The sequence below is a fragment of the Bartonella australis AUST/NH1 genome, assembly GCF_000341355.1.
In the GTDB taxonomy this organism is placed as follows: domain Bacteria; phylum Pseudomonadota; class Alphaproteobacteria; order Rhizobiales; family Rhizobiaceae; genus Bartonella; species Bartonella australis.
This window is the reverse complement of sequence record NC_020300.1, coordinates 1,306,829-1,321,201: the sequence shown is the minus strand read 5'-3', so window position 1 is coordinate 1,321,201 and position 14,373 is coordinate 1,306,829. Positions and strand designations below refer to the sequence as shown.

The 14,373-nt window shown below is 42.7% G+C and carries 10 protein-coding genes; 3 read left to right on the top strand and 7 right to left on the bottom strand.

From position 1 onward, the window contains the following. Positions 1-248: 248 nt before the first annotated feature. From BANH1_RS07100 to BANH1_RS05650, 6 genes are all read right to left on the bottom strand, one after another. A complete protein-coding gene (locus BANH1_RS07100; RefSeq protein ID WP_144050550.1) occupies positions 249-611 on the bottom strand; it encodes a tetratricopeptide repeat protein in 363 nt (120 codons plus the stop codon). A gap of 339 nt (positions 612-950) precedes the next feature. Continuing rightward, positions 951-1,529: a NifU family protein gene (locus tag BANH1_RS05670; protein ID WP_015398414.1), complete on the bottom strand. Its 579-nt coding sequence runs from the start codon at positions 1,527-1,529 to the stop codon at positions 951-953. A 46-nt stretch (positions 1,530-1,575) separates the two neighbouring features. Next, complete coding sequence (locus tag BANH1_RS05665) at positions 1,576-2,067, bottom strand: universal stress protein (protein ID WP_015398413.1); 492 nt, start codon at positions 2,065-2,067, stop codon at positions 1,576-1,578. A gap of 42 nt (positions 2,068-2,109) precedes the next feature. After that, positions 2,110-3,180: a tryptophan--tRNA ligase gene (trpS, locus tag BANH1_RS05660; RefSeq protein ID WP_015398412.1), complete on the bottom strand. Its 1,071-nt coding sequence runs from the start codon at positions 3,178-3,180 to the stop codon at positions 2,110-2,112. 73 nt (positions 3,181-3,253) lie between these two features. Then, a complete protein-coding gene (murJ, locus tag BANH1_RS05655) occupies positions 3,254-4,816 on the bottom strand; it encodes a murein biosynthesis integral membrane protein MurJ (protein WP_015398411.1) in 1,563 nt (520 codons plus the stop codon). Positions 4,817-5,589: 773 nt separating this feature from the next. Then, complete coding sequence (locus BANH1_RS05650) at positions 5,590-6,642, bottom strand: metallophosphoesterase (protein WP_244427675.1); 1,053 nt, start codon at positions 6,640-6,642, stop codon at positions 5,590-5,592. Between the two features lie 1,055 nt (positions 6,643-7,697). On the opposite strand from BANH1_RS05650, the gene BANH1_RS05645 reads away from it, so the two are divergent. The 3 genes from BANH1_RS05645 (at position 7,698) to BANH1_RS05635 (ending at position 11,088) form a co-directional block, all read left to right on the top strand. Next, positions 7,698-8,543 (top strand): TIGR01459 family HAD-type hydrolase, encoded by an 846-nt coding sequence (locus BANH1_RS05645; RefSeq protein WP_015398409.1) that lies wholly within the window; start codon positions 7,698-7,700, stop codon positions 8,541-8,543. Next, complete coding sequence (locus tag BANH1_RS05640; protein WP_015398408.1) at positions 8,543-9,544, top strand: bifunctional riboflavin kinase/FAD synthetase; 1,002 nt, start codon at positions 8,543-8,545, stop codon at positions 9,542-9,544. Before BANH1_RS05645 ends, BANH1_RS05640 begins: the two co-directional genes overlap by 1 nt. A gap of 1,133 nt (positions 9,545-10,677) precedes the next feature. After that, on the top strand, positions 10,678-11,088 hold the full coding sequence (locus tag BANH1_RS05635; RefSeq protein WP_015398407.1) for a hypothetical protein: 411 nt from the start codon (positions 10,678-10,680) through the stop codon (positions 11,086-11,088). 692 nt (positions 11,089-11,780) lie between these two features. On the opposite strand, the gene BANH1_RS05630 is transcribed toward BANH1_RS05635, so the two are convergent. After that, positions 11,781-14,285, bottom strand: a complete 2,505-nt coding sequence (locus tag BANH1_RS05630; RefSeq protein WP_015398406.1) for an autotransporter outer membrane beta-barrel domain-containing protein — start codon at positions 14,283-14,285, stop codon at positions 11,781-11,783. Positions 14,286-14,373 lie beyond the last annotated feature (88 nt).

Here is a 14,373-nt window from a genome sequence, read left to right as displayed (position 1 = left end):
CTCTCTTCTCCACGAAGAGAATTGGTTCAAAAAAATACGCTCGCTTGCCTGTTTTTTATTGCAAATATTTGACCGCAAACAGACTCGATTTGTCCGAAAAAATACATCGAGCAGACAAAAAATAAGTGACAATATTTTCTCTTTGATTTTCCTCAAATTTATTGCCGATATAATTCAAAAAAAGCCCCCATATACGGCTCAATGAGACATATAATGGCCCTCGATGAATATGCCCCTCCTTACTAAATCTAGCAATTTTTGTAATCAGAATTTATGCATAATTGCGTGGCCTTTTGGGCACGAGCAATTTGTTTTTGCGAAAGTTGTGAGGCAACATGATCTCTCAATCTTAAAGTGCGGAAATTCTGTTGCTGAGACAGGCTTACTATACTCCACATATAGGCTGCTTCATAATTTTGTGCGGCGCCCAGACCGTCACGATGTATTATGCCTAAATTATGTTGTGCTAACGCATGACCTTGTTGGGCAGCAAGCTGATACCATTTGACGGCCTCAGGATAATCCTGTGCTGCACCTTGGCCGTAATCATACATCGCCCCAAAGCAGATTGAGCGTTTGCCTGACCCTGTTTTGCGGCAAGCTGATACCACTTGAAAGCTTCAGCATAATCTTATGCTAAACTTTTCCCTTGATTATACATCAAGCTTAAATTGCACTGTGCATCTGCATTCCCCCGTTATGCAGCATGATAAACCTTCTTGAATTGCGCAGCATTTCCCCTAGACACGAGGAAATACAATATGCCCAAAGCGATCCCCGCTATAATCACATACCCCATATATTCCTTCTTAGCGTTCCCCCGGTTTGATAGATTTAAGCCCGCTTATTGCTACTCTTTTCCCAAAAAACAAGAAAATTTACAATTTTCTATTAGGACTCAAAAAGACAAAAGCTTCTCGCTATTCATTACCTCTTATTTTTGAAAATCCTTATTGCGGCATAGCTTCAACACCTACAACATCCGGAATAAAATGCCGTAGAAGATTTTCAATGCCATATTTCAGTGTAGCTGTTGAAGATGGGCAGCCAGAGCAAGCGCCTCGCATATTGAGGTAAACAATGCCATTCTCGAAGCCACGGAAGGTAATATCTCCACCGTCATTGGCAACAGCTGGGCGCACGCGCGTTTCGAGAAGTTCTTTGATTGTTGCGACAATATCAGCATCTTTTTCATTATAAAATTCTTCGTTAAGCGCGTGGGTTTGTGCTTGTGTCGTCGCGTTTGTAGTGATAACAGGGTCGCCAGAAAGAAAATGCTCCATAATTGTCCCCAAAATTGCTGGTTTAAGATGTTGCCATTCACCGTTATTTTTGGTCACAGTAATGAAATCGTGGCCAAAAAAAACACCACTGACATTTGGGATATTAAAGAGCTTTACGGCCAAAGGCGAACTTTCAGCGGCTTCCTCGCGGTCACGAAATTCCAGTACGCCTTCAGAAAGAACCACACGGCCCGGTAGAAATTTGAGCGTTGCAGGGTTTGGTGTTGTTTCAGTTTGAATAAACATGTGCTATCGTTGTCCCTTCGTTACTAAAGCACAGAAAACGACCGCTTTAAGCGAATGTTTCAATATCTTCATCTGCAAGCCCGCTTGGAATGATGGTAACAGGGATGGGAAACGCCTCCCCCCTGTGGGCAATTGATTGGACAAGCGGTCCGGGCCCTTCTGCACTGGCACCCGCAGCTAAAACTATGAGTGCGATTTTTTTATCTTTGTCAATTAGTTCACAAATTTCATCAATTTTTTTGCCTTCACGCACAATCATTTCTGTTTCAAGAGCTCGGGTGGCCTGCACCTCATCAGCAATTTGTTCCAAAATCGTGGAGGCACGCTCTGTTGATTCTGCCCGCATAATGTCGCCTACACCCAAAAAATGTTGAAATTCTGAGTTGTCAATAACAGAGAGCAATACCAAAGTAGCGTTCGTATTTTGGGCGTGTCGCGCGGCAAAAGCGACAGCGCGCCGACATTCCGGCGTCCCGTCAATGACGACCAAAATTTTTCGTCTGTGATCCGTTTTTTGTTTTTTCCGCTTAAGGGTCATATGGCCTTTGTTTTTACTTTTTACGGTTAGAGTTTCGTTATTTTATATATTGTGCAAAAATCCAACGATTTCACGAATTTGTTTCATATTTTTTTCCGCTAATATACTGGCACGCTCTGCACCATCACGCAAAACAGAGTCGATATAAGCACTCTCTTGATTAAGACGGCGCAGCTCCTGTGTGATAGGGGCAAGCTTGTGGACGGCTAGATCAGCTAGGGCCGATTTAAAAATCGAAAATTGACGACCTGAGAACTCTAAAAGAGCCTTTTCTTTACTAATTTCTGCGAAGGCGGCGTAAATACTAATTAAGTTCTCAACTTCTGGGCGCCCTTCTAAGGCGGCGAGCGTATCGGGGAGAGGAGCTGAGTCAGTTTTTGCTTTGCGTATCTTTTTTGCAATAAGATCAGCGTCATCAATTAAGTTAATACGCGACAAATCTGAAGGATCTGATTTTGACATTTTTTTTGTGCCGTCACGCAAAGACATAACACGCATAGCCGTTTTTTCAATCAGGGCTTCCGGTGCTGGAAAAAAAACTCGCTCCTCTTTATCGTTTACCTGAACGGGGATACCAAAATTTGATTCCATAATGCGTTCAGCGTAATCATTATTGAATTTTTGTGCAATATCACGCGCTAACTCAATGTGCTGCTTTTGGTCTTCACCCACGGGGACATGCGTCGCACGATAGACTAAAATATCGGCAGCCATGAGACAGGGGTAGGCAAAGAGCCCTAAGGATGCTTTCTCGCGATCTTTTCCTGCTTTATCTTTAAATTGCGTCATGCGTTGGAGCCAGCCAATGCGGGCAATACAATTTAAGATCCATGCTAATTCGGCATGCTGAAAAACGCGTGATTGATTGAAAATAATCTGTTTTTTTGGATCAATGCCAGTCGCTAAAAAAGCAGCTGTGGCTGTGCGTGTGGATTCCGCCAACATAAGCGGGTCAGGGTTGACTGTCAGCGCGTGCATATCGACAACACAATAAAGGCAGTTATAAGACCTTTGTAATTCAACCCAGTTTTTAATGGCTCCAAGGTAATTACCAAGGTGTAAATGACCACTTGGTTGTACACCAGAAAAAACAAGCGGTGCGAAAGTGTCCATAGGATAAGCCTTTCTCAATGATACCATCTGCTTACGCGTTGTGACAAAGCATATTTCTGAAAGCAAGATAAAATTACGGATGCCGTTTCAAATTTTTGCGCAAGAGGGAAAAGGAATCGGTACCGAGCAAAAAACACACTGTAAAATAAACTGATATGATGACGATCATGATCCCCGCTAGCGTGCCAGCACGTAGAAAAAACGGCGCTTGCGAGGATAAAGGAAAAGATAAGAAGCCAAGAGCGTAATATAAGGCTACAGCTATTAAAAAAGTGGCAAGGATTAAGCGCATAATTTGCTTCATCAGTTGCGCATCATATTTCCAATAACCACGTTTGATAAGAATGCTGCACAGCAGTAGCGCATTGACCCACCCAGCGGTGATCTCGGCGATAACAATGCCTCGTGCCGATAAAAGCGGGAATAATATTAAGGCCAAGCTAATATTGATGAAAACACAAATGCCCGCAAAAATCATCGGTGTTTTTGTATCTTCACGCGCAAAGAAATTCGGGATAAAGACCTTTATAAGCACAAAGGCTGGAAGTCCTAGCCCATAAAGTTTTACCAATTGCGCGACAGCATATGTCGATTCGGCGGTAAATTGACCGCGCTCAAAAAGGAAGCTGACAATGGGATCAGAGATAAGTAAAAAAGCAATCGATGCGGGCAGAGTCAAAAAGAGGGTAAACTCAATAGCACGGTTTTGCAAATCGTGAGCTTCCTTAGTTTCTTTGTCGCGTAGAGCTTTGGTCAATTCAGGTAAAAGAACGGTGGCGATCGCAATTGCGACGACTCCCAGCGGTAATTGATAAAGGCGGTCGGCATAAACCAAGGAAGAAACAGCCCCCGATTGGCCGGAGGCGATATTGGTGTTGATCAATAAATTGATTTGAGTAATCCCCCCTGTTATAGCTGCGGGGAGCGCTAACGTCAAAAGCCGGCGGATGTCAGGGCTGAAACGAGGGCGGCGCGGGAAGATTTTTATTCCACTTCGGTACAAAGCTATTGTAACTAAAATGAGCTGGAGGAGGCCTGCAGCCATAACGCCCCAAGAAAGATTGAGGCCAATACGCCAAGTGTCAAGCTGATACAGCCAAGCGTAAGCGAGCACACCAATAAGAATAATATTTAAGAAGACAGGCGCAATGGCGGCAGCGAAATAGCGTTGTAAGGCATTGAGCATTCCACCCATCATCGCCGCTAAAGACATGCACGCTAAATAGGGAAACATAATTGCGGTAAAACGAATTGTTGCGTTAAATTTTGTTGCGTCTTCTGTAAATCCCGGAGCAATCAGAGTCCGCACCAAAAAAGGCATGCTCACTTCCATGGCAATGGTTAAGATTAAGAGAATTGAAAATAGAACCCCAAAAACTTCTTCTGCAAATTTGCACGCATTTTCCGTCCCATCTTTAGTAATTTTTTTTGAAAAAAGGGGGACAAAGGCTGCATTAAAGGCGCCTTCAGCAAAAAAACGGCGGAATGTGTTTGGAAAACGAAAAGCAGCGTTAAAAGCGTCGGAAACAGGGCCCGTGCCAAGGGCTGCTGCCATTAGCATCTCGCGCAAAAAGCCAAAAAAGCGACTCATCAAAGTTCCGGAAGCAACAGTTGCGAATTTTTTAATTAGGCCCATAAAGATGCATCGGGTTTGTAACAAAGAAAAGAGAATAACGCAGTGAACAAAAATCACCTTAGACTATAAAGATGCGACCAGTACGTTAATATAATGTTATTTCGTGAAATATTTTGCGATGATGTTTATTTTTCTGTTAATAATAAGGGCAATCCTGTGATTTAATGAGAAGCTGCATCACTGCAGGGTGAGGTTATAGGGCGCGTATAAGATAGCTAAGCATTTTTCTCTAAAGTTGGAGATGAAAGCTTGCAATCTGGGCTCTGGGTAGTGTCACTGAAGAAAAAAATGGGGCTATTTGCACCGCGCTTTTTATAAATTTTGCTTATCCTGGCTTGTCTTAGCAAATTTTTATTTGTTGCGCTTTATATGATGTTGAATATTACGTTGAGGGCTTTTGTAGCTTGTTTTTTTGCTCTTTCTTTTCACGTTTGAGAAAAGCTGATGCATCTTAGTCGTGTCTTCAATGGTTGAAGGCAAAGATGTGGGGTGATGTATTCTAAGTGTCATTCCATTTGATAATATCACCGAAAACACCGGTCTTTGGCAGAAAGATCTGCGCGCTTGTTTTTTGTGTAGGCGGTATCCTGTATACCAAATATTTGTGAGCCAGCGTAAATGGTCTTCGTTGATTCTCAGTAAATTCGCCCTTATAGCCAAAGAAAGGGAGCGTCTCCAAGTATGACACTAAGATGGCTATGAATGGGTCCTCTTATATTATCAAGATCACGCGACATATTTTGCTTTCAGAAAGGAAAGAGACAGGTGCTTCTTTATATACGACTGCACGTGGCGGAAAAATCCGCGTCTTCCCCGACCGCACCGAGATCTTTCACTAAACGGGGTTTGCCTGTTTTCCCATTATAAGCTTTAACATAAATATCTTTTCCCTTCACATCAATGAGATAGTAGTCCCCATAAAATAGCGCGCCTGCTGTGTATACGGGGATATTGCCGAACACTTTATCATCTTCTGCACGACAATAACTCGGCCGATGTGCATGTCCAACAAAGATGGCTTTTACGTTATGACGCGTAATTATTGATTTAAAGATTTTTAAATCTGCGGCGTTTTTTGGATCAAGAAAATGTGAGTTTTTGTCGCCACGATAACGGGGGGCATGAGCATCATGGAAATTGATAATAGTGGTTTTTCCTCTGACGTCAGCTTGATGTAAATCATTTTTGAGCCAATCTAAAGATTTTGTTATTTTCACGTCGGTGTAGGCTTCCTGTAAATGGGCAACATAAGTGGGGTAATTGTGGAGCTGTACGTAGTGAATATCTTCATAATCCCATGAATAGCTTAAACTTCCCTTTATTAAGCGAGTACGCCAACCTGGAGTACTGATATCAGAAGCTTCATGCAAGTCTGCACTAAAATGAAGTAAATAAGTTTTATATTTTTTTATTTCCGATACCATTCTGGAGACTGCGCTGATGGCACATGCATCTCCAGAAAAATTCCACTCCCAGGGCTCAGCGCAATCGCCGACATTATTGGCGTAATCATGATTGCCCAGTCCCTCGTACAGAGGAGAAAGAGATTGTCCGTACACCTCCCTATAATCACTATAAGTTTTTTTTCGACCAAATTCAGTTAAGTCACCGTTAACGATATGGAATGTAGCTTGCTGTGATTGTATCGCCTGTGCAACTTTCTTATTGGTTTCTTTCCATGATGCCCTGTTCGCTTCTGAGTTAGGATCGCCTGAGTCTGTACGCCACGGCTGTGGATCAGCCATGATCGCAACGCTATAGCTTTTGGGAGGAGGCGAGTCTTTTTTTCGTTCCGCCTGATCACCGACGCCGTCTTCCTTTGACATAAAGGGATGACCTTTATTTCTTTTTACGCGGGAGTCGTACTGCTGAAATTTTGTAACAGTCCCGCCGGTTCGTGTTTTATATTTAACCCATCTGCCTTTAACCGACATGTCTGTGGAGATTGTAGCCATGTTTTTTATTTGGCCAGACTCCATAACGGAGAAAGGTTCGTTCTTTTTCTGCTCTGCGTGGCCATCAATCTCATTACTTTCAACACTATTGTTTTTTGCCGCAAAAGAGGGATTTTTGTTAGTTTTTTTAGCAAAGCCACTCCTTCTTTTTATATATGAACCGTACCGTCGAGGTTTTTGGGCGGCTGTGCTAGGTTTTTTTTTATATTTGATCCGTCTTCCCGTTTTATTAGATGCGCCGGCGGGTGATATAACCGCGTTCCCTGTTTGGCCAGACTTCATAACAGGGCTGAGCTCATTTTTCCTCCTTTTTTCATCATTGACGCCAGGGGGGTGATCTATGAACTGACCACCGGTTGCCGCAGACATTGAATGAGAACTAGACGTCTTTGTGTGAGCCTCACACGGCTGCGTATAAAAAGCTGTTTTTTTTTATTTCCAGAATGAAGATTTATACCGACAAAAAAAGCAAAAGAACTTATAATGACCGCAGTGTATCTGTATCTCATAGATTAACATTCCTGTGAAATTTTTTTCGATATTCAAAAAATCTCCACTTTATGGCCATATTATGGAGCTTTCTGAAAGCCAATTTCGGCGATTTATGTCTTTGAGATTATTTTTTACAACGGGAAGCTGCCCGGGGCAAAAGCGGTCTTTGTGCCGGATTTTGCCTAGTGCAGGTGCTATGAGTTTTCTCGGATACGTTAAAAGGGTAGTGTTATGTCGTTTGCTAGCTGTCGCGGTATATCACTGAGGGGGCTTTATTTGCTTAAAATAATTAGAAAGTCTGTATAGAGGTTTAACAACTTGCAGAGTCGAAAACGCCGCTTTGAGAAAGTAGGTGACAGGGGAATTATCTTTCGATAAGTATTTCTTAAATAAAGAGCAATCTGATCAATAGAAAATATATAAATAGGTGCAGAATGGAAGAACTCACCCATATCGATACTTTTATAGCACGTTATGACGCTGTATTTTGTGACATTTGGGGAGTCATACATGACGGTGTGCACGTTTTTGAAGCAGCATTGAAAGTGTTACAAAAAATTCGACAAACGGGAAAAAATGTCATTTTGCTCACTAATTCACCTCGGCCACGAGGAGGTGTTGTTGCTCAATTGAAAAGAATGAAAGTTGGTGCACGTTACTATGATGAGATTATTACTTCGGGTGATGTAACGCGTGAACTCATTCGCGAAGCTCCACGTAAAATTTTTTTCATCGGTCCGCAGCGTGATTTGGCTTTGTTTGATGAGTTGGAATGCGAATTGGTTGAAGAATGGGAAGCTTCTGTGGTCGTTTGTAGCGGCTTTTTTGAGGGTTTACACGAAACACCGTCTTCTTACAAAGAAATGTTTTATCGTATACGGGCGCGGAATTTTCCTTTTATTTGTGCTAATCCTGATATTGTTGCTCATCGCGGAAATCAAGAATTTTGGTGTGCTGGCGCCTTAGCGCGCCTTTACCAACAATTGGGGGGTGAGGTACGTATCGCTGGTAAACCACACGCATTTATTTATAATTCTGCCTTCGAAAAATTGCAGAAGATACGCGGGTCGGTGGAAAAAAATCGTATCTTGGCTATTGGTGATGGCCTTTTGACTGATATCAAGGGTGCTATCGATTTTGGCCTTGATACCCTTTATATTATGGGGGGAATTCATCGTCGTGATTATACGCAAAATGGTGTTCTGGATAAACAAGCTTTGCACGCTTTTCTTGATCATTATGGTTATCGACCAAAAGCGATAATGTGGGCGCTTCAATAATGTCCGACTTTTTGCGTCTTCAAGGGTATGATATGCTCCCTTCGGCTTGGCGGGGTGCAGTGCTAGCTATCGGAAATTTTGACGGTGTTCACCGCGGTCATCAAGTGGTCCTACAAAAGGCTCTTGACCTTGCGCATATGAGAAATAAACCAGCGCTTGTTTTGACTTTTGAACCACATCCAAGAAGTTTTTTTCACTGTTCAGCACCAGTTGATCGTTTGACAGAGGCAGAGGAAAAGGCTGAAATCTTTAAAATTCTTGGCTTTAATGGTGTCGTTGAACAATCTTTTGATACAAATTTTTCTGCTTTCTCAGCGGATCAATTTATCGACGTGGTTTTAAAACAGGCCTTTGACGTTTCAATCGTGGTGACGGGGGATAATTTTCACTTTGGTCGCCAAAAAGGCGGCAATTCGCACCTCTTGCGCCAAAGAGGAAAGGAATATGGCTTTGAGGTTGTTCAAATTCCTTCTTTGTGCATTTCCCAAGATGCACAAAAGAAAATGATTTCTTCTAGTTTTATTCGTCAGCTTTTATCGCAAGGGAAAGTGGAAAAAGCGACCCGTTTATTAGGATACCATTATCGGGTGCGCTCAAATGTTATACATGGCGAAAAACTTGGCCGCCTTTTGGGCTTTCCCACTGCTAATCAAATGTTACCTCGTCAAACTGGCTTGGCGCACGGTGTATATGCAGTACGACTACGTCGTGCTCATGGTACTTTGCATGATGGAGTCGCGAGTTTCGGCTGTCGTCCAACGGTTGTTGTTGATGGAGTACCGCTTTTGGAAACTTATTTATTTGATTTTGACGATGATCTTTACGGAGAAAACTGCACAGTTTCTTTTTTACAATTTTTGCGAGAACAACAAAAATTTGACGGGTTAGAACCTTTGGTAACGCAAATGAAACACGACGAAAAGGCAGCACGAGCAATTTTAGCGACAGCACAGCCGTTTTCACTATTGGATAGAGTTTTGACTTTTAAAGACAAATTTTAATATGGTCTAAAAAGGATAAGAGAGCAGACATTATGGCGCTCAAGCTGGCCATAAGCACAAAGATATATCCCAAAACGTTGTGAAGTTTTCGTTTATGGGCAGGGGAATCAAATATTTAGAGATCCGATTTAACCTTTACCTCTTCCTTTACCCCTCGCGTGAATTTTAACGGTTTTCTCTATCACTGAGGAATTCAACGCTTGTTTCTTTCTGACTGGTTAATATAAATTTAAAGATATGCTAAATAGCGAAAATTTACTAAGGAAAGTCGTATATTTCTGTTTTTTTCACCGAATGTCCTCAGCCTATAAGGTTGATCCCGAAAATGGGCAGTTTAGGAGTTCTATACCGATGACACGGATTGATGAAGAAAAATGTAACAATTTGCTTTTTCTTTATCAGAATTTGCCTGTTACACGAAAAAGGATGCATTCCAACCTCCGGCGAAGCTGATATATTTGGAAAGCACTTTCAGGCACGAAATACACGGACGGTCCAGTGAATAAGAACGACGCGCGGAGCATACAGCTACAAAACAGGTAAAATAAGCGACTATCGGACCACTTTCAAATACCACTATCATGTATTTTACGCAGTTGGTAAGTCCGAATACTGTTCTCCTGTTGACAAATCGCATTCTGTGCAAAATACTACACAAGCGCGGACTGCCGTGTACAAGGGGGAAGGTTCCGCCAGACAACGAAAACAACCTCCGACAAACCGACAGAATTACGCGCTCTACACACAAAAACATGAACCGCGGAGGACTAAAATTACTGAAGTTTTCCAAAATTCCGGGGCGCTTCTGCTATAAGATTTTGTTAAAAATATGTCTATTGTCAAAATATTATCGGTTTTCGTAAAATATGAGTGGGATAAACTTAAAAATTTATGGTGATTGAATAATGGGCAAAGGGATTTGTAACTTTTGACAGGACTTACGCTGAGTGGGTGTTTGTTTGTAAAGGGATGAGAGGAACGGGGATGTACAGGGCAGGTTGAGAACAACACAGACCTTCAACAGTCGAGGGCTGCACTGCGTTATCGCTGGCGCTGTTGTTCGCAAAATGAACTGATTTCGGTACGTCCTCGTTTAGGATGAGGATTAGGCTATTATTGCTGGGGGGTGAAAAATGTTTGCAGCAAAACATAAAAATGAAAGTGTTGAATTGAAAGAAAAAACTCTGAACAATAATCTTATTGGTCGTGATTGGGCGATGACGAAATTTGTGGCTGCCGTTAAAGGGTTAGCTGAAGTTGTCGATTATGAGAGTAACATGTTGGAAAGCCGCGGTGTTCCAGATTATGAAGAAATAAATTTGCGGAAAACACGTGGTTTAAGCGATCTTAATAAGTCCATGAGTGATATGAAACGCTATATGGATCAAGATATTGAAAATGAAGTAGAAGCCTTGTTATCGGATTTGCAGGAAAAATTGCACCGTAATAGTGAATTGCTTCAAATCCACTTAGACGCAGTGAAGAATCTTTCGCAAGTAATGGAGGCAGCAAACAGTACCGAAAAAATAGATGGCGCCTCATAATTTATTTTGGTCCATATTGAGCATTATGATTGATAAGGCGTGCAGATTTGTTGAGCGACTTTTGGACGCGACTGTTTGACGTAGAAATGTCGGTGCAATGTCTTAGGCAGGGCTTCTTCTCATTGTAAAACAAAATTAATTTTGAAAAGAAAAAGTTTGCCGGTTCACGTCCTTAGTCGGCCGAATCGCGCGGGATTGCGCAATTTTATATTGTAGCAACGGCCCTGAATCGTTCAGTTAATGGGCAAAACGATTATTCGTGGTGGATTTAATTACTTCTACGAAACCCGGTTTTAGCTCTGTCGTTCAATAAAGCCGTGAATTCTTGTCTTTAATAAAGGGGGAACTGTCGTTTTAAAAAAGCAGCGGGCTTTTACCCTAAATTCGCTTTGCGCAGAGAATAGGACGGTCGGCCGCCTCTTTATTTTTAACTTCGCCTAGGTGCAGGCAATAGCGCCGCTTCTTTTTTAAATCCGCTCAACTTTGCATAACTTGAGTCCCGATAAAAGAAAAATGAGACCCCCCCACACAGTTACAATAAAATTTTTTACGTATAACACCCCCCTCGCTTTCACCCCTTTATCTTTACAGCGAAGTTTCGGAGGGGAGGAGAGCCCGTTTCACACATACGCGCCCCGCCCAAAGGCGAAACGCAAGAGATAACGGATTTATTTTTAGCACTCGTTAGAAATTTAAAAACGATATTGCACACCCCCTGAGACAGTTGCACCAGATATGCCTGTTTCCTGAATCTTGCGCCAATAGCTCACATCCCCATGAAGGGAAATTTTGTGAGAAAACCGCGCATTGACGCCAATTCCACCTTCAATCGAAGAGCCCATAGAATCTGAAGGAAAGTTCTCACCCATCTTTATCACCCCACCATCGCCAAAGGCCCTGATAAAGTTGACTTTACTGTAGAACGAGAGCGTGTTGTCTTCTTTAATAGTGGCAAAATCTTTCGTTAAACGCCCACCAATCCGCATCAACCATTGACGAGGCTGTCCCATATCAACTTCAAAATTATCAGCATCCGAAATGGTCTTTAACATCAAGCGCTGATAAACAAGTTGTGCTTGCGGCTCAAATATCAATCCTTCTGCAGAGGTCCCCAGTTTTTGGCCGAGGGTAGCAGAAGCACTGAACACTTTCCCATCATTGATTTTTGCTGTTTCTCCGATGATGTCATTGGCGATATTCCCCTTCAGCAAACCGTAGGACAAGAGAGCATCGATATATAAACCATTCTGATGCTGTACACCGCTATAAGCTGTGAGCGACCATTTATCGATTATGCTTTCGCGAGATGCCTCCATCTCTTTTGGAGTAAAAAAGATTCGACCATAAGAGCCCAAAAGACCCAAATGCACGGTAGTATTTTGATCTTCCGAAGCCGTGAAGGTGAGACCTGTTTGTACCGCTCCATAACGCACATCAGCATCGTAACCATATTGCAGTGGTGTGCGCTTGGAAGAAATGGTTAATTTATCACCGTAGGAGGATAGGAAGAATCCCTTTGTTCCGCCCTCTCTCATTTCAGGTGCCATTATTTGCATATTAGCCAAAACTGAACTCTGATGATTCAGATCTGTAAGACCAGATGAGAATAGAGCATTTGGCAAGGTCAAATAGCTGGCAGCTTGCGGCACGAGAGCTCTGATTTTTGCATTGGGATCAGCATATGCATTTTGCAAGCGGAAATCCCAAAATGGCCCCTCTTTTTGATCACCAGAAGTTCCTTTATTAAATTTATTTTCCTTTTTATCAGCCGCGCCATGTTTTGATGTCGGGCCGTAGGCATTAAGCTCATATTTATAAGGAAGATCACCGAGCGTTGTATAACCATTTTCTAATTTAAAGGAGTCTTCGTTCGCTTGTCCAAGAACTTGAACAACCGAAACTCCCCGCGTATTATTTGGAGGGAGAGGAGCCCCAGATTCATTTAAAACAGGATTATCTCTTCTTGTTTTTTCACTCTCTTTAACGGCTTTCACGTGAATTTTTGTGCTACCTAACACTTCCCCGTGAATGAGAAGTTGGTCAATTTTTTGATCAGCTTTTACAGTAGGGCCACGCCATTCAGTGTTTAAAGAAATTTTTGCATCACCGTTCGCTTTGTAGACTTGTTTAGTATCTAGAACGCTCTCTCCTATATATAGCGTCTGATAATGACCTTCTACGGGACCTTCGAAAAGGATGCTGCTATTATCGAGCATCAGAGCAGAAATCTCCGATTTTGCCCTTGTTTCAATAGGAATCAACTTGTAGATACGCCGGTTTCTGCTGTTACGCGGTGCCATTTCTCCCATTTTTTCATTTTCACTAATCTTCAAGATCCATTGACTGCCATTATTGAGGTTGAGAATTGTCCGACTTCCCTCTAAAGGCCTTGACCCGCCCTCTAAAATAGAATGATCGGCATTTAAAGTAAGAAGAGGAGCAGGGCTCTCATTTTGAGCTTCCTCGGGGTAAAAACCTGTGCTTCTCAGTAAAACGTCGGCGCGAATTTGCGAATTTTTGAGATTGATACTACCACTCGAAAAAGGACCGGCGATACCAGCGGCCTTTTCAGCAAAGATCTTTGTATTGATCAGCATCACTTCATTGGTAAGCGTGGGTTTCACCGGTTCTTTTGCAGATGTTAGTGGTTGTTGTCGCAAGAAGGAAATACCAACAGAACCAGAGCCTACGTCATCTGTGATGGTGATATTTGAATCTGTGAGACTGATTTGACTATTCTGCATCAATAAACCAACTGACTTGGCCACCGCAGTGACCCCTGTGCCCTTAATGCTTCCGCCGTCAGTGGCGTAGAAGGCGATAGCTCCTGAAGTAACGGTCCCCCCTATCATAGTGAGAGCCAAAGATCTTCCTTCTTGCGCCCTTATAGTGGCATAATTATCGTAAACATCAACGTTCCGTAGAGTCAAAACATCACCTTCCCTTCCGGCCTCGATCTTAGAGTATTTTTTCACAGAATCAGATCGAGGACCCTGAGCCCGGCTCCCATATCTGCCCATCGTTTCAGGTACAGCGCCAGCTTCTGGTGGTACAGGCACCATCACAACCGCGGCTTCCCGCGAAGACGGGGCTTGCGAACTTTGCACGGAAGACGCATCAGTGCTCGCGCAAACTGGGCCTAAATAGAAAAATAAAGCTCCCGCGGCCGTACATAATAAAAAATCTCTCCTTTGCATAATGCACGCTCCTAATTTTTTCCTTTTCCTTCACAGCGAAGTTCAAGGGCGGACATTGAGCCCGTTACATATTTCACCAAAAGCGGGG